Here is an 18,845-nt window from a genome sequence, read left to right on the forward strand (position 1 = left end):
CCCGCAACTGTTTAGATTATGAAGTCAATCTAAACACGGGTCTATGATAGATGCCAGTCGACATCCAAATGGGAGGTGGTCATGGGCCGCGTATCGCAGGCGCAGGCGGAGGAGAACCGCAGGCGGGTGGTGGACACCGCATCCCGGCTGTTCCGGGAGCAGGGCATGCAGGTCAGCGTCGCCGACCTGATGAAGGCGGCCGGTCTGACCCACGGCGCCTTCTACAAGCAGTTCGACTCCAAGGAGGCGCTCGTCGACGAAGCCACCGCCCACGCCTTCGCCGAGCTCGCCCGACGCCACAGCGTCGGACTCGAGCGGTACGACGGGCAGCGTGCCGCCGCCCAGCAGGCGCTGATCGACACCTACCTCTCCGTCGAGCACCGTGACGCCCCGGCGGACGGCTGTCCGGTCGCAGCCCTCGCCACCGACATCGCGCGCGAGGGCGGGGGGCGCGACGCCCGTCGTGTCTACGCCGAGGGGGTGGCCGACTTCGCCGATTTCCTGGACGGTGACGACCAGGACGGCATCGTCCGCCTGTGCACCCTGTTCGGTGCGCTGGTCCTGTCCCGGGCCACCAAGGGCTCCCCGCTCTCCGAGGAGATCCTCGCCGCCGCGCACGCGGCCTTGACCGAAGCGGGCTGATCACGGGCGCGGTGCGGGTGCGCATTTCCCGCACCGGCGCACTCGACGACGCCCCGCAGCCCGACACCTTGGAACGGTTGGACGTGGCCCCCCACGAGACGGTATGTCAGGCATGGAGGGAGCCGCTCGCGCCTTCCGTCCTCACTGGACGATGCGAGCGGCTCTTTGGCGTCCGTGCGTGACCCTCGAACGCCTGCCCCCGTCGGTTCCGGTCAGCCCGGGCCGAAGGAGAGCCAGGTCCCCATAAGCCCCTGCTGCCCCGCCCCGGGGACGGACCAGTCGCAGACGCCGTACGGGAAGATCACCTTCAGTTCGCTCAACTGCCCTTCCGTCACCGGCACCTGATAGTCGGAGGAGACCACGGGCCGCTTCCGGCACTTCACGATGTCGTTGGCCACATCGGCCCCGGCGACCATCCGAGGCGAGGTCCACACCGGGTAGAGCGTGTTGCACGCCGTATTGCCGATGCCCTCCACCTGCGGCTCCTCGATCTTCTGCGCGCCGATGCCACGTGTCCAGCAGGCATCCGTGAGCCCCGCCGGCCGATTCCGGACGATCTTGTCGATGGGGGCGCCGTCCCCCGCGTCCCCCTTGATGGCGGTCAGCCACCGGTCCATGTCGGACACCATCCCGGCGAGCGTGAACCCGTGCCCGCTGGAGCGGGTCAGCATGACCTGGTTGGCGTGGGTGCCGTTGGCCTTGTCCAGCCGTGCCCGGGTGGAGAACGAGTGGAAACGCATGTGCATGTCACCGGTCGCGGCGTCGTCCACGTAGTCGCGGTAGTCGATGATCGGCACGTTCGCGAGCCCGCCACCGCCGTTGAGCAGACGGCCCGTGCGATAGGCGAGCCGCGCCGCCGCGAGGTCAGCGGCGGTACGCGAAGCGACTGGCTTGGCGTCGGAGTCGAGTCCGCCGATACGCCGGTTCAGGTCGATGAACTGGTCCATGTCGATGGTTCCGTCGTTCAGGGCCTGGAGCCCGTACTGGATCCCCGTGTTGTCCAGCGGCCTGCGCGCCTTCCCGGTCTCCGGGTCCTTGCCGTACACGTTCACGGTGTGGCTGTAGACGTCACAGCGCGCACCACCCGGGTTGGTCGCGGGGTCGTAACGCTGTGCCGCGGGCAGCTGGGCCGGGCAGTACACCGTCGGGTCGATCCGTCCGGCCGCCCTGGCCAGACTGCCGATGCTCTCCCACTTCCCGAACCCGGAGACCGCCCGCTGCTGCTCCTGGGTGAACGCGTCGGGCGCGACCTGAGTGAAGTAGTGGTTCAGGAGCTGTGCGTCGCTGAGTGTCTGGATCGTCCCGAAGCCGACGTCGGGGAAGCTGCAGCCGGAGAGGATGCCGTCGAGCAGCCCCGGGTAGTTGTCGGCGATCTGATGGGTCTGGTACGAGCCGCCGGAGCAGCCGTTGCCGATGGTGAAGGCCGGTTCGCCGTACGTCTCCACGAAGTGTTCCTTGACCATGCTCATGGTCTCGGCGGCCAGGACGTCGTTGCAGTTGTTGCCGAAGACGTTGAGGGAGGACGAGGCGACGCCGTACCCCTTGCTCAGATACGCGTCGTTCATGATGCCGACGGTGTTGCGGCCCTGGACGTACCAGCCGCCCGAACAGCCCCCGCCGAAGCCGTACACCAGGCGCCCGTTCCAGCCCGGACCGCGCTGCAGGGGGTCGGGGTCGGGGGACTGCGGATCGTGCAGTACGGCCGTCTCGTAGATGGCGCGGTTGATGGTGCCGGTCTCGACGCGGACGATGTACGGGACCTTCTCGCCGGTACTCGTCGTGGCGGTCGCGAGGTCGGCGGGGCGTACGGCCGGGTCGGGCAGGGGGACGAACTTGGCGGCCGTGGTGCGGTACATGTAGTCGACGCGGGTCTTGATCGAGCAGTCCTGGTCGAGCGGCGGCCCGAGGGTGACGCCGGTGATCGTCTTGAACTCGGCGGTGTCACAGACGAACGGCTGCTCGTGCGGCCCGGAGAAGATCGGGCCGGTGACCGGGTGGTTCTTCAGGGTCAGTTGCCCGGATTCCGCTCCCGGGGCGCTCGCCGTGAGGAGGTTGTCACCGTGGGACAGGTCCTTGACCATGCCTGTCAGCGCGTTGTCGCCGGAGGGCCGGAAGGCCGAGGTCACATCCTGGCCGCCCACCTCGACCCGTACCGTGCCGGCCGGTGTCGACGCGGGCACCTCGACGCGTATCAGGGCGTCGTCGCCCGACACCGTGCCGGGCCGTGACGACAGGGCCGTCACCTGGAGCTGCCCGCCTTCCAGGCTGCTGGCCGGCGTCGCTGTCGCGCCGACCAGTACGCCCATGATCGCCAGACCGACAAGGCCCAGCCGGGCCGGTCTCCTCGTGGCTGCGGTGAACGACATGACGGAATTCGCCTCACTTCCTGGAGTGGGATTGCGTACTCGATGTCCGGATACGGCAGGTCACCAGTTGGTGAACGCCCCGTCCGCCGCGCGCAGATGAGGCCGCTCGGCCGCAGTGGCCTGGTAGCGGCGTGCGGCCTCCCGGTCGATGTCGACGCCGATACCCGGGAGTTCGCTCGCCTCCACCCGCCCCGGAACGATCGTCGGCCGCGCGGTGAACAGCGCGGCGATCTCCGGATCCGGATCGGTCTGATGCTCCTGGATCGCCACATTCGGGCACGCCAGATTGAGCTGGAGCGACGAGGCGGCGGTCACCGGCCCGAGCGGATTGTGGGTGGCCAGCTTGATGTGATGGGTCTCCGCCATCGCCGCGATCTTCTTCGCCTCGGTCAGGCCCGCGGCCACCCCGATGTCCACGCGCGCGTAGTCGATCAGGTCGCCCTCGATCAACGTCCTGAACTCCCATTTGGAGCCGTACTGTTCGCCTGCCGCCAGCGGTACGCCGGTACGCGCCCGCAGCATCCGATAGCTGTCCGGGTTCTCGCAGCGCAACGGGTCCTCGACGAAGTACGGGCGGGCCGCCTCGATCTCCCGGCACAGCGTCAGCGCCTCCGGCGGATCCAGGCGCGTGTGGACATCGAGGATCAGCTCCACGTCGTGGCCGACCGCGTCCCGCACCTGGTGGAAGAGTTTCACCGAGTCCCGCAGGCAACGGCGGGCATCGAGGGTGTCGTCCGCGTCGTGCGGCGAGGCGAACCGCAGATGGCGCCAGCCCTCGGCGACCAACTCGCGGCAGCGGTCCAGGAACCACTCGCGGTCGTGGTAGCCGTCGCCGACGTGCACATAGGCCGGTACGTGATCACGTACCCGGCCGCCGAGAAGTTCATGGACCGGTACGCCGAGCGCCTTGCCGCGGATGTCCCACAGAGCCACGTCGACCGCCGCGATGGCGGCACCGAGGAAGCGGTCGGCGGGGAAGAAGCCCCGCCGGAACATCACCTGCCACAGATGCTCGATCCGCCGCGGATCCTCGCCGACGATCAGCTCCGCGAGATGCTCCAGGCCCCCCGCGACCGCCCGCTGCCGCGATCTGATGCCGACCTCGCCCAGACCGTGGATGCCCTCGTCGGTGTCGACCACCACCAGCATCATGCTGTCGCCGTGGTCGGGGAGAGTCAGCACTTCCAGGCCGGTGATCTTCATTCCACTCCTCTATGAAAACGTTCCCGCAAAATCAGCATCATTCTCGAGAACGCATCATTGGGGGCAGTCGGGCCCCAGCGCAAGACCCTTGCAGTGAGCGGGATTTCGTCGATGAACAAGTCGTGTCGCACGTCTTGACACTTCCCGGGAACGTTCGCAAGCATCAACCGCGTTGGCAGGATCCAGACGATGAGGAGGCCGTCCGTGGCAGTCACGATCCGGGAGGTGGCGAGTGCCGCCGGTGTCTCCGTCTCGACGGTGTCCCGTGCATTCACCGCGCCCGACCAGGTGCAGCCGGCGACCCGGCAGCGCATCCTCGACGCCGCGGCCGCACTGGGCTATTCCGCCAATCCGGCGGCGCGTTCGCTGCGCGGCGGCTCCACCGGAACCCTCGGCCTGATCGTCCCGGACATCGCCAACCCGTTCTTCCCGCCGATCATCAAGGCGATGCAGGCCCGCGCCCGCCGTCTGGGCTACACGGTCCTGGTCGCCGACAGCGACGAACGCGAGGCGGACGAACTGGCCGTCATCGCGGCCGTGTCCAAGCGGGTCGACGGCCTGATCCTGTGGGCCTCCACCCTCACCGAGGACCGCCTCCACGAACTCGCGGGCCGGATGCCGCTGGTGGTGGTGAACCGCCACGTCCCCGGCATCCCCGAGGTCCGCATCTCACTCTCCGCCGGGATCGCCCAGGCCGCCGAGCTGCTGAAGGCGTACGGTCACCGGCGCTGCGTCTTCGTCAACGCCTCCCGCGCCGAACTGAGCCGCGGCAAGTCCATCCAGGAGTCCTTCGAGGCTCTCGACCTCTCCCTGCACGAACTCGGCCCGTACGAGCCGAGGTTCGAGACGGGCGTGCACGCCGCCACCCTGGTCGCCGCTCACGACGCCACCGCCGTGATCGCCCACAACGATCTGGTCGCCCTCGGCGTGCTGCACCAGATGGCCAACCTCGGCATGAGCGTGCCCCGCGACGTGAGCGTCATCGGCATCGACGACACCCTGCTCGCCTCCGTCTCCACCCCCGGCCTCACCACGATCAGGATCGACCCCGAGGAGATCGCCACCCGTGCGGGAGACCTCCTGATCGAGACGATCGCCAGCTCAACGAGACCTGGCGCAAACGGACTTGACGCCACGCCCCCCTTCGTGGAGATCGGCTCCCGCCTGATCCCGCGGGCTTCGACGGGCCCCGCGCCCACCCACTGATCCCTAGCGAAAAAAGCAACGCACCGAGCTCACCCCTGCCCTTCTTGGAGCCGTCATGCCCAGACACTTCCGTTATGCAGCCATATGTGGCTCCATGGCCCTGACCGCGACCCTCGCGGGCTGTTCCTCCCTCACCCCGACCAGCGCCGACACCTCCGGCGATCTCGTCCTCCGGGTGCAGGGGATGCCCCCGGCCACCGACAAGCCGGGCCTCGCCCTCTTCAAGAAGCAGGTCGCCGACTTCGAGAAGGCCCACCCCGGCATCAAGGTCAAGGGCTCCATCACGGTCTTCGACCCGCTGACCTTCTCCGCCAAGCTCTCCGGCGGCAACGTCGAGGACGTCATCAAGGTGCCGCTGACCGAGCCGCAGCGCCTCATCCAGCAGAAGCAGGTCCAGCCGATCACCGGGCAGCTCAAGGAGTGGCAGCACTTCAAGGAGTTCAACCCGCAGGTGCTCCAGCCGCTCACCGACGACGGCGGCGACGTCTACGGCGTACCGCAGAACCCGTACGCCCAGGGCCTGGTCTACAACCGTGAGCTGTTCGAGCAGGCCGGCCTCGACCCCGACAAGCCGCCGGCCACCTGGGAGGAGGTCCGTACCGCCGCCGAGCAGATCAGCGAGAAGACCGGCAAGGCGGGCTTCGTCCACGAGTCCAAGGACAACCAGGGCGGCTGGCAGCTGACCATGCTCTCGTACGCCTTCGGCGGCGAGCTGCAGAAGCAGGAGGGCGGCAAGTACACCGCCACGCTCACTGGGGAGCCGACGAAGAAGGCGCTGCGGCTGCTGAAGGACATGCGCTGGAAGGACGACTCGCTCGGCAAGACGCTGCTGGTCAACCAGAACGATGTGATCAAGCAGTTCGCGGCCGGACAGGTCGGCATGTTCATGGGCAGCCCGGGGACGTACCGGCTGGCGAAGATGCAGTTCGGCATGGAGAACACCGACGCCTTCGGGGCCGCCCCGATGCCGCAGTCCGGCGGCGACGCGACCCTCACCGGCGGCGACATCTACATGGTCCCGAAGTCCGCCGACAAGAAGCACGCGGCAGCGGCCGTCGAGTGGCTGACCTTCGCCTACGCCAAGCCGCAGTACAGCACCGAGATCGCCGCCGCCCAGGCCAAGGCGCTCTCGGCCGACCCGAAGTCCGCGGTGGGCGTACCGACCCTGCCGGTCTTCGACCAGAAGCGGCAGACCGAGATCAACGCCGCGGTCAAGCCGTACGTGAACGTGAAGCTGGACCACTTCAAGCCGTACATCGACGGGCTCGCGACGCTGGAGCTGAAGCCGGAGCCGCCGTACCAGGCGCAGAAGCTGTACACCGCGCTCGACCCGGTGGTCCAGGCGGTGCTCACCAAGCGCGACGCCGACATCGACTCCCTCCTCGCCTCGGCCGAGAAGGACGTCAATGCGCAGCTCGCCGCGGACCAGAAGTAGCCGGCCGATGACTCTGCTCACTCCCTCCCGGAGCCCCGTCGCAGTGTCCAAGGAGCCCGTGCCGAAGTCGCCGCCGATGCGGCGGAAGCGTGGCACCGGCGCCCGCAAACAGCTCACGGCCTGGCTGTTCCTCGTCCCCGCTCTGCTCGTCTTCGGGCTCTTCGCCTGGTGGCCGATCGTGCGCAGCCTGCTCCTCAGCTTCCAGCGCACCAACCTCGTGGAGCCGGCCGTCTGGGTCGGCCTGGACAACTTCCGTACGCTCTTCGACGATCCGCTGCTCGCCACCGCGGTCGGGAACACCCTCTTCTTCGTGGCCCTCGGCCTGCTGATCGGCTTCCCGGCGCCACTGATCCTCGCCGCCATCATGTCGACCGTGCGACGCGGCGCCGGCGTCTACCGCTTCCTCGTCTACCTGCCGGTCGTCATCCCGCCGGTCGTGGCGATCCTGCTCTGGAAATGGTTCTACGATCCCGGCAGCGGCCTCTTCAACAACATCCTCGGCAAGATCGGCCTCGGCCCGTACCCCTGGCTGGAGTCCTCCGACAGCGCCATGCTCTCGCTCGTCCTGGAAGCCACCTGGGCCGGAATGGGCGGCGCCGTCCTCATCTACCTCGCCGCCATGGTCTCCATCCCCGGCGAACTCTACGAGGCCGCCGAGGTCGACGGCGCCGGCATCCGGCGGCGCATCTGGCACGTCATGCTGCCCCAACTCCGGTCCGTCATCGGCCTGTTGCTCCTCGTGCAGCTGGTCAACACGGTCCAGGTCTTCACCGAGCCGTACGTCTTCACCGGCGGCGGGCCCGACAACGCCACCCTCACGGTCCTGTTGTTGATCTTCCGTTACGCCTTCCAGGACGGTGAGTACGGCCAGGCCGCCGCCCTCTCCTTCCTGATGGTGCTCGCCCTCGCCCTGCTCTCCGCGGTGTATCTGCGGGCCACCCGCAGCTGGAGCACGTCATGACCACAGCACTCACCACCTTCGTCTCGACGAACGACCGGCAACGGCCCGGCGTCCGCGCCGCCGTGCGCTCCATCCAGGGGTTCACCCTGATCCTGTTGCTGCTCATCGGCATCGGACCGCTGTACTGGATGCTCAAGGGCGCGGTCTCCCCACCCACCGAGCTCACCACCCAGCCGCTCGCCCTCTGGCCGGACCGCGCGGCCCTCGGCAACTTCGCCACCGCGTACACCGACCTCAGCGTCGGCCGCTATCTGATGAACACCTTCCTGGTGGTCGGCGGATCGTGGTTCGTGCAGCTCTTCGTCTCGGCCACGGCGGGCTTCGCGCTCTCCGTGCTCAGGCCGAAGTTCGGCAAGGTCGTCTACGGGGCGATCCTGGCCACCATGTTCGTGCCGTACACGGTGAACATGGTCAGCCTCTTCATGACGGTGATCGACGTGCCGTTCCTGCACCTCAACCTGGGTGACACGTACTGGGCGATCTGGCTGCCGGCCGGCACGAACGCCTTCACGGTGCTGCTCGCCAAGCAGTTCTTCGACGCCCTGCCCAGGGAGCTGTTCGACGCGGCACGGGTCGACGGGGCGAGCACCCGGCAGCTGCTCACCAGGATCGTGCTGCCGATGAGCAAGCCGGTGCTCGCCGTGATCAGCCTGCTCGCGGTGATGCACTCCTGGAAGGACTTCATCTGGCCGCTGGTCGCCATCACCGACCCCGAGAAGCAGCCGATCAGTGTCGCGCTGGCGCAGCTCGCCACGCAGGCCCCGCAGGACCAGCTCATCGCCGCGATGGTGCTGGCCGTGGCCCCGCCGGTCCTTGTCTTCGTCGTCTGCCAGAAGTACATCGTCGCCGGGCTCGGCTTCACCGGCGTCAAGGGCTGAGCTCCACCCGCACCCGGACCATGAGCCCCACCCCCACCCGGACCAACAGAAGGGCACCTCCATGTCAGTCGCCCGACGCAGACTCATCCAGGGCACGGCCCTCACCGCCGGCGCCGCGCTGCTGCCGAACGTTCCCGCGTACGCAGCCGCCGACCCGGTCACCGTCGAGGCCGACGGCATCAAACTGGTCGGCCGCAGCGACGGCAGCGTCCTCGTCCAGGACGGTGCGGGAACCGACCGCATCCTCCTCAGCCACTTCATGATCAAGGACACCGCACTCGGCCAGCAGCGCACCTTCGGCGGCAGCCCCGCCCTGATCACACTCCCCGACGGACGGCCCGCGATCCAGGTCACGTACACGATGGGGAGCAGCGCGCCCGGAGTCACCGTACGCGGCACCTTCGACGTCACCGCGCGCAAGGCGCACCTGAAATGGGAGGTCGCGGGCTCCAGCACACTCACCCCGTCCGGCTTCCAGTTCTCCCGCACGGTGTACGGGGCGAGCGCGCCGGAGTCGTACGAAGCGCTGACCGTCTGGGAGCGGGACGCTCGGGGCGGCATCCCGTACGAGGTGAACGCGGGCGGTACGTACGTGGAGACGTGGGACGGGGCGAAGGGCTTCTTCTGCCTTTCCTCCACCAACCCCGCCAGCACCAACGCCACATGGATCCATGCGCCCGGCACCTCGACCGGCGCGAGCACCGTCGTCACCGAGGCCGATCTGGTCCTCGGCGACCTGCGACCGCGCGCGGCGGGCACGATCGCCGCGGGGCGGCCGCTCGGCGTGGAGGTGTGGACCGACCAGCCGTTCAACCTCTACAAGGCGGCCGGGCAGACGATGACGCTCAAGACGCAGGTCGTCAACGGGTCGGGAGCCGCCAGGAAGGTGACCCTGACCTGGTGGGCACGGGACTTCGGAGGCAAGAAGATCGGTGGCGGGACCCTCTGCGAGGACCTCGCGGCAGGCGCCGCCTGGAATGCCTCCTTCCCTCTGACCTCGCCCTCGCAGAACATCGTGTTCACCGGTGTGGAGGCGGTCAGCGGCGCTGACCAGGCGATCGCCCGCACCAATCTGAGCGTGCTCCCGGAGTTCACGTACCAGGCCGGTAAGGAGTCGATGTTCGGCCTCGCCAACTACCCCTGGCTGCTCCAGCCCAGCAAGGAAGCCGTACTCGGCCTGGTCAAGACGCTCGGCATCAAGTGGATCCGGATCGCCTACGCGGGCGCCCCCGGCATCGACATCGCGACCCTGGACGCCAACGGCATCGGCCACAACGTGCAGCTCAGCGGCATCCCCGTAGGCGGCAGCCCCGAGCAGATCGCTGCCTGGGCCGACACCAACGTCGCCAAGGCCCTCGCCGCCAACGCCACGTACTTCGAGGTCAGCAACGAGGTCAACCAGCCCTGGATGTCCGGCCGTGGCGCCGACGCCTACGTCCGCGACGGCCTGCGCCAGGTCACCACCCGCCTCGCCGCAGCCGGGTCCACGATGAAGGTCATGAACGCCGGCCTCGGCGGCATGGACCACATCTGGACCAAGAACTTCCACGACGCGGGCGGCTGGGACCTCATCGACGTCTTCGCCTTCCACCCTGGTCGCGGCAACTTCACGCCCGACTTCGCGCCGCCGCCGGAGGAGTGGACCCAGGGCTCGGCCGGTACGTACTGGAACTTCCTCGGCGCCCTGCGCAAGGCACGGCAGGTCATGGCGGAATACGGCGGCGACAAGGAACTCTGGATCACCGAGGCATACGCGCCCACCCGTCCCAACGTGTGGTGGAGCGACACCTACCGGCACGCCGCCGAGAACACGCTGCTCTCGCTCGCCCTCGCCAAGTCGGAGAAGGTGCGCGGCGTCAACTGGTACCAGCTGCACGACTCGATCATCCACCACCCGCAGGAGGCCGACCCGGCCAACCCCGAGTACCACTACGGCCTGATGAACCGCGACACCAGCGCCAAGCCGTCGCTGCTCGCCTTCGCGACCGCCGCCCGGGTCCTGGACCAGGCCGAGTTCGTCCGCCATCTCGCCTTCTCGGACCAGGACATCAAGGGCCTTCTCTTCACCACTCCCGACGGCCCGCTGTCGATCATCTGGGGCCGCAAGGACGGTTACGTCCTCAACTCCGAACACGGTGACGATCCTTGGTACGCGTCGCCGGAGCCGTGGGTCGACACCTGGACGACCAGGACCGAGGTGGTGGCCGAAGCGGCCGCCGGCACCGTGCGCGAGCTCAACTGCATCGGCCAGGAACGCTCCCTGAAAGCCTCCGGCGGCAAGGTCACACTCACCGTCGACGGCGCCCCGCGCATCTATTACGGCCTCGCCGCCGATCCCGACCGCAAGCCCGGAAGCAGGGGACGTACCGCATGAGGAACGAAACCGCACGGCACGACATCACCGTCGTCGGCGGCGGCCTGGCCGGGGTCTGCGCGGCCATCGCCGCGGCCCGCCTCGGCCGGACCGTCGCACTGATCAACAACAGGCCGGTACTCGGCGGCAATTCGAGCAGCGAGGTCCGCGTCTGGGTGTGCGGCGCGACCGGCCACGGCAAGAACCACAACGCCCGCGAGGGCGGCATCATGGGCGAGTTGCTCGTGGAGAACCAGTACCGCAACCCGGACGGGAACCCGTACTACTGGGACGCCGTGGTCCTGGATGCGGTACGCGCCGAGCCCGGCATCACGCTCTACCTCAACACCGATGTGCGCGAGGTCGAGGCCGAGGGCCCGGACGACGAGAGGCGGATCACCTCGGCCACCGGCTGGATGATGGGCTCCGAGCGTCGGATCCGCTTCGAGAGCCCCGTCTTCCTCGACTGCACCGGAGACGGCCTGATCGGCCACCTCGCGGGCGCCCACCACCGCATCGGCCGTGAGGCGCGTAACGAATTCGAGGAGGCGTGGGCCCCGGAGTCGGCCGACGGCATCACTCTCGGCTCCACGCTGCTCTTCTACACGAAGGACGCCGGGCGCCCGGTGAAGTTCGTGCCGCCGGACTTCGCCAAGGACATCAGCACCACCTCCATCCCGCAGCGGCGGATCATCAAGGCGGGGGACAACGGGTGTGCGTACTGGTGGATCGAGTTCGGCGGAGAGCTGGACACGGTGCACGACAACGAGCGGATCCGGGACGAGCTGTGGTCGGTGATCTACGGGATCTGGGATCACATCAAGAATTCGGGCGAGTTCGACGCGGCGAACATGACGCTGGAGTGGGTGGGGTCGGTGCCCGGGAAGCGGGAGTACCGGCGGTTTCTCGGTGACTACGTGCTGCACCAGGGGGACATTCTCGGGCAGACGGAGTTCGCCGACCGGGTTGCCTTCGGAGGCTGGTCGATCGATCTGCATCCGCCGCAGGGTATGTACGCCACCGAGTCGGGGGCCCGGCAGCTCTACGCGGACGGGATCTACCACATCCCGTACCGCAGCCTGTACTCGGTGAACACCGAGAACCTCCTGTTCGCCGGGCGGAACATCTCCGCCAGCCATGTCGCGTTCGGCTCGACCCGGGTCATGGCGACCTGCGCCACGATCGGGCAGGCGGCGGGCACGGCGGCGGCGCTGTGTGCTGCCGGGGAGGTCGCGCCGCGCGAACTTTCCGTACCCGAGCTGCACCGGGTGCTGCTGCGTCAGGACGCCTCGCTCATCGGGCTGGCTTCGACGGACCCGGAGGACCTGGCGCTGCGGGCGACCGTGATCGCGTCATCTGCCCTGTCCTGCCTGGCAGTCGAGGACTCCGGCGAGCTGTGGCCGCTCGCTGCGGACGCCGGACTCGTCCTTCCCGTCGACCCGGACCTCACCGGCCTTGAAATCCTGGTCGACGCCGACCGTGAAACCGAGCTCGTGATCGACCTGTACGACCCCGAACTCGGCCAGAACTACGTCCCGCGCCGCCTCGTCACCTCCACCACCCTGCCGGTCGCTGCCGGTCGCCGCCAATGGCTCAAGACCGGCCTGGACTGGTCCCCGGACACCCCGCGCAACGCCTTCCTCGTCATCCGCGCGAATGACGCGATCGCCCTGCACCGCGCCGACCGGCCGACCCCCGGCGTCCTGTGCTTCACGCGTGTCCCGCTGCGTCCGCAGGACGAATCCCCGCAGCTGCTGCGGGAGTGGACGGACGCCGGACTGCTGCGCCGTACCTTCTGCTTCCGTGCGGGGGAGACGGCGGCGTACGCCCCGGCCAAGGCCGTCGACGGCTACGCCCGCCCGTACGCGGGACCGCACATGTGGGTCTCCGCACCCCTGGCGGACGATCCCTCGCCCTGGCTCTCGCTCACCTGGCCCGAACCGGTCACCCTGGGCCGTATCGAGGTCATCGCCGACGACGACGTCAACGAGGACCTGATCAACCTGCACCACCACCGCACCCCCTTCGACATCCTCCCCACCCTCCTGCGCGACTACCGCGTCGAGGCGCGGGACGCGGACGGCACCTGGCGCGTGATCGCCCACGCGGATCGGAACCGACGACGCCGCCGGTCGCACACGCCGTCGGAGCCGGTCACCACATCGGCCGTCCGGATCGTCGTCGAAGCCACCAATGGCACGGACTCGGCGCACGTCGTCGCCGTACGCGCCTACGCGGCGGGGGAGTGACGCGATGGTCGCGAGAGTGCTGGTCACCGGGGCCGCCGGACGGATCGGGCGAGCGGTCCTCACGCTGCTCGCCGAGCGCGGGATCGAAGCGAACGCCCTGGTCCTCGACGACCCCGGTGACCTCCCGGCCCGCCTGGTCGTCACCGGCGACGCGGCCGACGCGAAGACCGTACGGGCAGCCCTGGAGGGCACCGACGCGGTCATCCACCTGGCCGCGATCCCAACTCCCGAACGCAACACCGCAGTCGAGGTCTTCACGGCCAACAGCCTGACCACCTTCACCGTGCTGGAGGAGGCCGGTCGGGCCGGAATCCGGCACGTGGCACTGGCGAGTTCGTGGGGTGTCACCGGTCTGCCCTGGACGGCGGCCGACCATCCGCATCCGCCGTACGTTCCGGTCGACGAGGCGATGGACTCCCAGGTCGCCGACGCCTACGGCCTGTCCAAACAGGTCGACGAGCTGACCGCGCGGATGATGGCGCGACGGCACGGCATGAGCGTGGTGTGCCTGCGCTATCCGTACGTGGGCGGCTTCGAGGAACGGCTGCTCGCGCACGCCGCCCGGCTCACGGCCGACCCGGCCGCCGGCGCCAGGGACCTGTGGACGTACCTCGAGGTCCACGACGCGGCGAGAGCGGCACTGCTCGCGCTGGACGTGCCGGGCAGCGGCGCGCACGCGGTGCACCTCTGCGCCCCCGAGATCATCGTCCCGTACCCGACGGAGGAACTGTTGCGCCGCTACCACCCCGGCACCGTGCTGCGCGGCCCGCTGCCGGGCCGCGCGGCCCCGGTCGACACCTCGGCGGCGCGCAGGCTCCTGGGGTTCACGGCCAGGAATCTTGTCGACCGCGAGGGTGTCGCTTCTTGCTGAAGTGACTCCTTGAGGGCCGACACTTCCGTTCAATGCTGCGAGGTTGACATGTCGGCATGGGTCGAGATCTTCGCGGACCCTGGCGGCTGTGTGCGGTGCTGCCCGCTCAGCAGTGCGGGCAGCACCGCCATGCAGCGCGACTTACTCGAACGGGTACCGTCCGATCGCGTGCCGTAGGTACGGCAACGGACCAATGCTTTCGCGATGACCGGATCACGTGTGAACAGCCACCTTGACCGCTGTCTCCGGGTGGACGAGCGAGCGCAGCTTCTCGCGGGTCTCAGGATCCGTGGAGTAGATCATCGTCCCGACCATCCCGCGGGTCAGCAGCACTTTGTACGTGTTGCGGATGAGCCGGTGGACCTCGGCGTCCGGGGTTGCCTTTGTGAAGATCGGATCCTTCGAAGCGGTGCGGTCCACCACCCACTGGTCGGTGCGCCACACCAGGTCCGGGCCCATGATCACGCCCGACCAGTCGTACTCGAAGCCCTGGGCGGTGTACACACAGCCCACCTGGCCGAAGCCGGCCGGATCGTTGGCCCAGAGCGGTGCCGACGGGGCGCCGAACAGGGACCGGTCGCCGGGAACGTTCCAGGGCCGTGACCAGTCGCCGATGACGACGTCGCGGGGCAGTTCGGACATCTCCGGTGTGATCTTCGTGGTCCACTTCCAGCAGTACCCGGCCGTCATGCGCGCGCTGTACTTCCCCTGGCCTTCGTCGCGGCGGGCGACGAGGAAGTCCTCCAGCTCCTGCGGGGTGTCGGCGAGCAGCAGCTCCACCTTGCCGTCCGGCTCCCAGACGGTCGGCTCGTCGCCCTCGAGACCGAGCAGGTTCGCGACCCACTGCACGTAGGCATCGCTGCCGCCGCAGCGGAACTGGCTGTCCAGTTCCACTACGACGCAGTCGAGGCCCTGCGCGGCGGCGGCGTCCTTGATCTGCTCCTTGGTACCCATCTCGCCGGGCCGCACCACCTGGTGCTGGTCGAGCAGGAACACCGGCACCCGGGCCGCGTCGATCAGTTCCGCCACCTGCGGGCGGTCGGTGCGCAGAGCGGCCTTGGTGTAGCGGTTGGCGGATGTCTTGCGGAGCCGGTGGGCCTCGTCGCAGATGAGGACGTCGAGGTCGTTGGGCTCGGCCGCCATGAAACTGTTGAAGTACATGAACAGCCGTTGCACCTCGGGCTTCCGGGCGCCGGCGATCTTGCGCATCGTCTTGGTGAACGACGCCGAACCGGTCGCGTGCAGAGCGGTCTCCCCGCGCCGGTACAGCTCGCCGAGGAGCGACAGCGCGATGACGCTCTTGCCGGAACCGGGGCCGCCGGTCACCACGACCACCTGCTTGTGGTTCGACCGCTTGGCCTTGCGCACCGCAGAGAGGACCAGTTCGTAGGCGATCCGCTGCTCGTCGAGGAGGACGAACTGCTCGCGGTCCCGGACCTCGGCTGCCGCCACGGCCATCAGCTGCTTCGACGGGCGCGTCCTGCCCTGGACGAGCAGGTCGGCGGCCCCTGCCCCGGATTTGGGCGCGAGCCGCGAACGCAGGAAGTCGAGAAACGCCCCGCGCTGCTCCGCGGTGTACAAACGGCCCTGGAGGTCCTCCGGGATCTCACGCAGGGAACTGATGCCGAACTCCGTCGCGTTGTGCAGGAACGCCACCCCGGCCACCGCCTCCGGTGTCCGCTCCAGTGCGCCGTTGAACGAGACCAGGTAGGAGCAGTACCCGCGGACCTGCTCGATCGGGTTGAGCACGGGACGCGGGTATGCGTCTATCCGGCAGAGGAGGGGATCCTCCTCCTCGGCGAATGCCTGACTCCACTGCTTGAGCTCGACCACGACGTACGACGGTTCGCCGGTCGACGGGTGAACCCCGGCGAGTATCACGTCGGCACGCTTGCTGGTCAGGGGGAGGGTGTACTCGATCAGCATCTCGACGTCGCCGAGCCCGGCATCGAGCAGCGCACCGGTGAGGGCAGGGATGCTGCGTTCCCAGGACCGCACCTCGGATGCTCCGGGCCGGTGGCCGTGCGCGTGCCGGAAGTTCTCCATCAGGTGCAGCGCCAGCGTTCCTTCCAGGCTGCGGGCGGCGACGGTCGCGGTGGACTCGCGGAACAGCAAGGAATGCCCCCAGGCAGCACGAAGTAGCTCGTGCGGGTGGGGGCATGTCCTCTTCAGTCCGCTGACGCGGAACGGAAGCCCGTCGGGCCGCAGATGATCTCGCACATCCTAGGACAGGGGCGGATCGGGCGGCAGGGGATCGGGACGGGCTGGGCCGGGGCAGGGGGCAGGCCCGCGGCGCCGTGGCGACCGCGGGCCCGTGGGGCGGGGTGGTCAGTGGTTGTCGTCCGTGGAGCCGGCGAAGCTGGGTTCGCGGACCGTGGGGGCGGCAGGTGTGTGCTTGGCGAGCTTTTCTCCTTCGATGTCGACGTCGGGCAGGATGCGGTCGATCCAGGCGGGCAGGGACCAGGCGCGCTTGCCGAGGAGGGCCAGGGCCGCGGGGATGATCGTCATGCGGACGACGAACGCGTCGAAGGCGACCGCGATGGCCAGGCCGAATCCGAGAGCCTTGAGCATGGCGTCGTGGGAGCCGACGAAGCCGGCGAAGACGCTGATCATGATGAGGGCCGCGGCGGTGACGACGGTGGCGCTGTGCTTGAAGCCCGTCTCGACCGCGGTGCGGGCATCCGCTCCGTGGACGTACGCCTCGCGCATGCGGGTCACCAGGAACACCTGGTAGTCCATCGCCAGGCCGAACACGATGCCGACCATGAGCACGGGCATCAGGCTCATGATGGGGCCGGTCTGTTCGAGGCCGATGAGGTCCTTCAGCCAGCCCCACTGGAAGACGGCGACGAGGGCGCCGAGGGAAGCCAGCACGGAGAGCAGGAACCCGAGGGCTGCCTTGACGGGGACCAGGATGGACCGGAAGACGAGGATCAGCACGAGGACGGCCAGGCCGACGACGAGCGCCAGGTAGGGCACGATCGCCGCGCTGAACTTGTCGGAGATGTCGATGTTGAGTGCGGTGGTGCCGGTCACGAGGGAACGGGCACCGGTGTCGGACTGGAGATCGCCGGCCAGGACGCGGATGTCGTCGACGAGGTTCTTGGTGGCGTCGCTGCCCGGTGCGCTCTTGGGGACGACGCTGATGATCGCGGTGTCGCCGCTCTCGTTGAAGGCGGCCGGGGTCACGGCGGCCACGTCCGGAAGACCGGAGAGGGCCGTGCCCATGTCATCGGCGCCGCTGCGGGCGACGGCCGGGTCCCGGTCGTCGATGGTCACCGTGAGGGGACCGTTGAAGCCGGGCCCGAAGGACTCGGACAGCATGTCGTACGCCTTGCGCTGGGTGGACGAGGCGGCCTTGGAGCCGTCGTCCGGCAGCCCGAGTTCGAGCTGGGTGGCCGGGAGGGCGACCACGCCGAGGGCGACCACGGCCAGGAGGAGTACCTGGGCCGGCTTGCGCAGGACGTAGGAGATCCAGCGCTGCCCCAGTCCCGGCTTGCCGGGCTCGGTGCTGTGGGCCGGGGCGGGCTGCTTACGAGTCCTGCCGCGTACGCGTTCGCCGGCGAAGCCGAGGAGGGCGGGGACCAGAGTGGTGGCTACGAGGACGGCGACGGCGACGGCGCCGGCGGCGGCGAGACCCATCGCGGTCAGGATGGGCAGGTTCACCACGGCCAGTCCCGCGAGGGCGATGACGACAGTCAGTCCCGCGAAGACCACTGCGGATCCTGCGGTGCCGTTGGCGCGAGCGGCGGCCTCGCGGGCGTCGTACCCGTCCGCGCGTTCGGAGCGGTAGCGGGAGACGATGAACAGGGCGTAGTCGATGCCGACCGCGATGCCCAGCATCGTGGCGAGAGCCGAGGCGTTGCTGTTGAGGTCGAGTGGGCCGCTGAGGGCGGTGATGGCGGCCATGCTCACGCCCACTCCGACGAGCGCGGTGAGCAGGGGCAGACCGGCGGCGACGAGGGAACCGAAGGTGATGAGGAGGATGACGGCAGCCAGGGCGAAGCCGATGGCCTCGGCGGTGTGGCTTTCCTCGGGGGCGGCCAGCGCGTCGCCGGACGCTTCCACCGTCAGCCCGTGGTCACGCCCTGATTCGAGGGCCTTGTCCAGGCCCGTGTGGTCGCCGTCGGTGAGGTCTGCGTCCGCGGCGGTGTAGGTGACCTGGGCGTAGGCGGTGGTGCCGTCCGCGCTGACCGCCTTGGAGGCGAAGGGATCGCTGATCTGCCCGATGCGGGTGGAGGAGTCCTTGACGTCGGCCAGAGTCGCGTCGAGAGCGGCCTTGTTTTCCGGGCTGCTGATCTTCTCGCCGTCGGGAGCGCGCAGCACGACGCGCGCGGTGGCTCCGTCGGCGTTGGCCGCCGGGAACCTCTCGCCCAGGAGGTCGATGGCGCGCTGGGCCTCCGTACCGGGCAGGGTGATGCTGGAGCCGGCGGGGCCCGAGCTGTTGGAGGCGCCGATGCCCACAGCGCCCAGGACGAGCGCCCAGAGGAGGACGACCAGCCAGCGTCGCTTGAACGCGACCCTGCCGATCTTGTGGAGGAAGGTGGCCATGAGGGAGGTACTCCGGATCGATGGTTTTGGGGCGTGCGGTGCCCTGAGCCCGGCATGTGACTGGCGCGGGCCGCAGGAAGGCATGCGGAGATGGACGAGCGGCGTTTACGCCGTTGTCAGGGTGTGCGGG

General features: G+C 68.9%; 12 protein-coding genes. 8 read left to right on the forward strand and 4 right to left on the reverse strand.

What is annotated here, in order from left to right:
* Positions 1 to 81 precede the first annotated feature (81 nt).
* Positions 82 to 642 carry a TetR/AcrR family transcriptional regulator gene (locus OG230_RS26995; RefSeq protein WP_328906307.1) on the forward strand — a complete coding sequence of 187 codons (561 nt, stop codon included), beginning with the start codon at positions 82 to 84 and terminating at the stop codon, positions 640 to 642.
* Positions 643 to 854: 212 nt separating this feature from the next.
* Here the strand turns inward: OG230_RS26995 and OG230_RS27000 are convergent, their stop codons facing one another.
* Positions 855 to 3,008 carry a DUF6351 family protein gene (locus OG230_RS27000; protein WP_328906308.1) on the reverse strand — a complete coding sequence of 718 codons (2,154 nt, stop codon included), beginning with the start codon at positions 3,006 to 3,008 and terminating at the stop codon, positions 855 to 857.
* A gap of 60 nt (positions 3,009 to 3,068) precedes the next feature.
* On the reverse strand, positions 3,069 to 4,211 hold the full coding sequence (locus OG230_RS27005; protein WP_328906309.1) for a mandelate racemase/muconate lactonizing enzyme family protein: 1,143 nt from the start codon (positions 4,209 to 4,211) through the stop codon (positions 3,069 to 3,071).
* Positions 4,212 to 4,415: 204 nt separating this feature from the next.
* On the opposite strand from OG230_RS27005, the gene OG230_RS27010 reads away from it, so the two are divergent.
* From OG230_RS27010 to OG230_RS27040, 7 genes are all read left to right on the forward strand, one after another.
* Complete coding sequence (locus tag OG230_RS27010; RefSeq protein ID WP_328906310.1) at positions 4,416 to 5,417, forward strand: LacI family DNA-binding transcriptional regulator; 1,002 nt, start codon at positions 4,416 to 4,418, stop codon at positions 5,415 to 5,417.
* Positions 5,418 to 5,511: 94 nt separating this feature from the next.
* Positions 5,512 to 6,852, forward strand: coding sequence for an ABC transporter substrate-binding protein (locus tag OG230_RS27015; protein ID WP_328906311.1), 1,341 nt, complete (start codon positions 5,512 to 5,514; stop codon positions 6,850 to 6,852).
* Positions 6,853 to 6,859: 7 nt separating this feature from the next.
* Complete coding sequence (locus OG230_RS27020; protein WP_328906312.1) at positions 6,860 to 7,813, forward strand: carbohydrate ABC transporter permease; 954 nt, start codon at positions 6,860 to 6,862, stop codon at positions 7,811 to 7,813.
* Positions 7,810 to 8,691 carry a carbohydrate ABC transporter permease gene (locus OG230_RS27025; RefSeq protein ID WP_328906313.1) on the forward strand — a complete coding sequence of 294 codons (882 nt, stop codon included), beginning with the start codon at positions 7,810 to 7,812 and terminating at the stop codon, positions 8,689 to 8,691. Before OG230_RS27020 ends, OG230_RS27025 begins: the two co-directional genes overlap by 4 nt.
* Before the next feature lie 61 nt (positions 8,692 to 8,752).
* Positions 8,753 to 11,065, forward strand: a complete 2,313-nt coding sequence (locus OG230_RS27030) for a hypothetical protein (protein ID WP_328906314.1) — start codon at positions 8,753 to 8,755, stop codon at positions 11,063 to 11,065.
* Positions 11,062 to 13,293, forward strand: a complete 2,232-nt coding sequence (locus tag OG230_RS27035; protein WP_328906315.1) for an FAD-dependent oxidoreductase — start codon at positions 11,062 to 11,064, stop codon at positions 13,291 to 13,293. Before OG230_RS27030 ends, OG230_RS27035 begins: the two co-directional genes overlap by 4 nt.
* Positions 13,294 to 13,297: 4 nt before the next feature.
* A complete protein-coding gene (locus OG230_RS27040) occupies positions 13,298 to 14,164 on the forward strand; it encodes an NAD-dependent epimerase/dehydratase family protein (RefSeq protein ID WP_328906316.1) in 867 nt (288 codons plus the stop codon).
* Between the two features lie 213 nt (positions 14,165 to 14,377).
* On the opposite strand, the gene OG230_RS27045 is transcribed toward OG230_RS27040, so the two are convergent.
* Both OG230_RS27045 and OG230_RS27050 read right to left on the reverse strand, forming a co-directional pair.
* The gene (locus OG230_RS27045; protein WP_328906317.1) at positions 14,378 to 16,279 is read right to left on the reverse strand and encodes a DUF2075 domain-containing protein; all 1,902 of its coding nucleotides are present in this window, start codon (positions 16,277 to 16,279) and stop codon (positions 14,378 to 14,380) included.
* Positions 16,280 to 16,492: 213 nt separating this feature from the next.
* Positions 16,493 to 18,715, reverse strand: coding sequence for an MMPL family transporter (locus OG230_RS27050; protein WP_328906318.1), 2,223 nt, complete (start codon positions 18,713 to 18,715; stop codon positions 16,493 to 16,495).
* Positions 18,716 to 18,845 lie beyond the last annotated feature (130 nt).

Origin of the sequence: Streptomyces sp. NBC_00234, assembly GCF_036195325.1 — a bacterium.
Taxonomy (GTDB): domain Bacteria; phylum Actinomycetota; class Actinomycetes; order Streptomycetales; family Streptomycetaceae; genus Streptomyces.

Bases quoted from the DNA above. Each gene is read 5' to 3' on its own strand.
- OG230_RS26995 (WP_328906307.1), top strand. From the start codon at position 82: ATGGGCCGCGTATCGCAGGCGCAGGCGGAGGAGAACCGCAGGCGGGTG.
- OG230_RS27000 (WP_328906308.1), bottom strand. From the start codon at position 3,008: ATGTCGTTCACCGCAGCCACGAGGAGACCGGCCCGGCTGGGCCTTGTC.
- OG230_RS27005 (WP_328906309.1), bottom strand. From the start codon at position 4,211: ATGAAGATCACCGGCCTGGAAGTGCTGACTCTCCCCGACCACGGCGAC.
- OG230_RS27015 (WP_328906311.1), top strand. From the start codon at position 5,512: ATGGCCCTGACCGCGACCCTCGCGGGCTGTTCCTCCCTCACCCCGACC.
- OG230_RS27020 (WP_328906312.1), top strand. From the start codon at position 6,860: ATGACTCTGCTCACTCCCTCCCGGAGCCCCGTCGCAGTGTCCAAGGAG.
- OG230_RS27025 (WP_328906313.1), top strand. From the start codon at position 7,810: ATGACCACAGCACTCACCACCTTCGTCTCGACGAACGACCGGCAACGG.
- OG230_RS27030 (WP_328906314.1), top strand. From the start codon at position 8,753: ATGTCAGTCGCCCGACGCAGACTCATCCAGGGCACGGCCCTCACCGCC.
- OG230_RS27035 (WP_328906315.1), top strand. From the start codon at position 11,062: ATGAGGAACGAAACCGCACGGCACGACATCACCGTCGTCGGCGGCGGC.
- OG230_RS27040 (WP_328906316.1), top strand. From the start codon at position 13,298: ATGGTCGCGAGAGTGCTGGTCACCGGGGCCGCCGGACGGATCGGGCGA.
- OG230_RS27050 (WP_328906318.1), bottom strand. From the start codon at position 18,715: ATGGCCACCTTCCTCCACAAGATCGGCAGGGTCGCGTTCAAGCGACGC.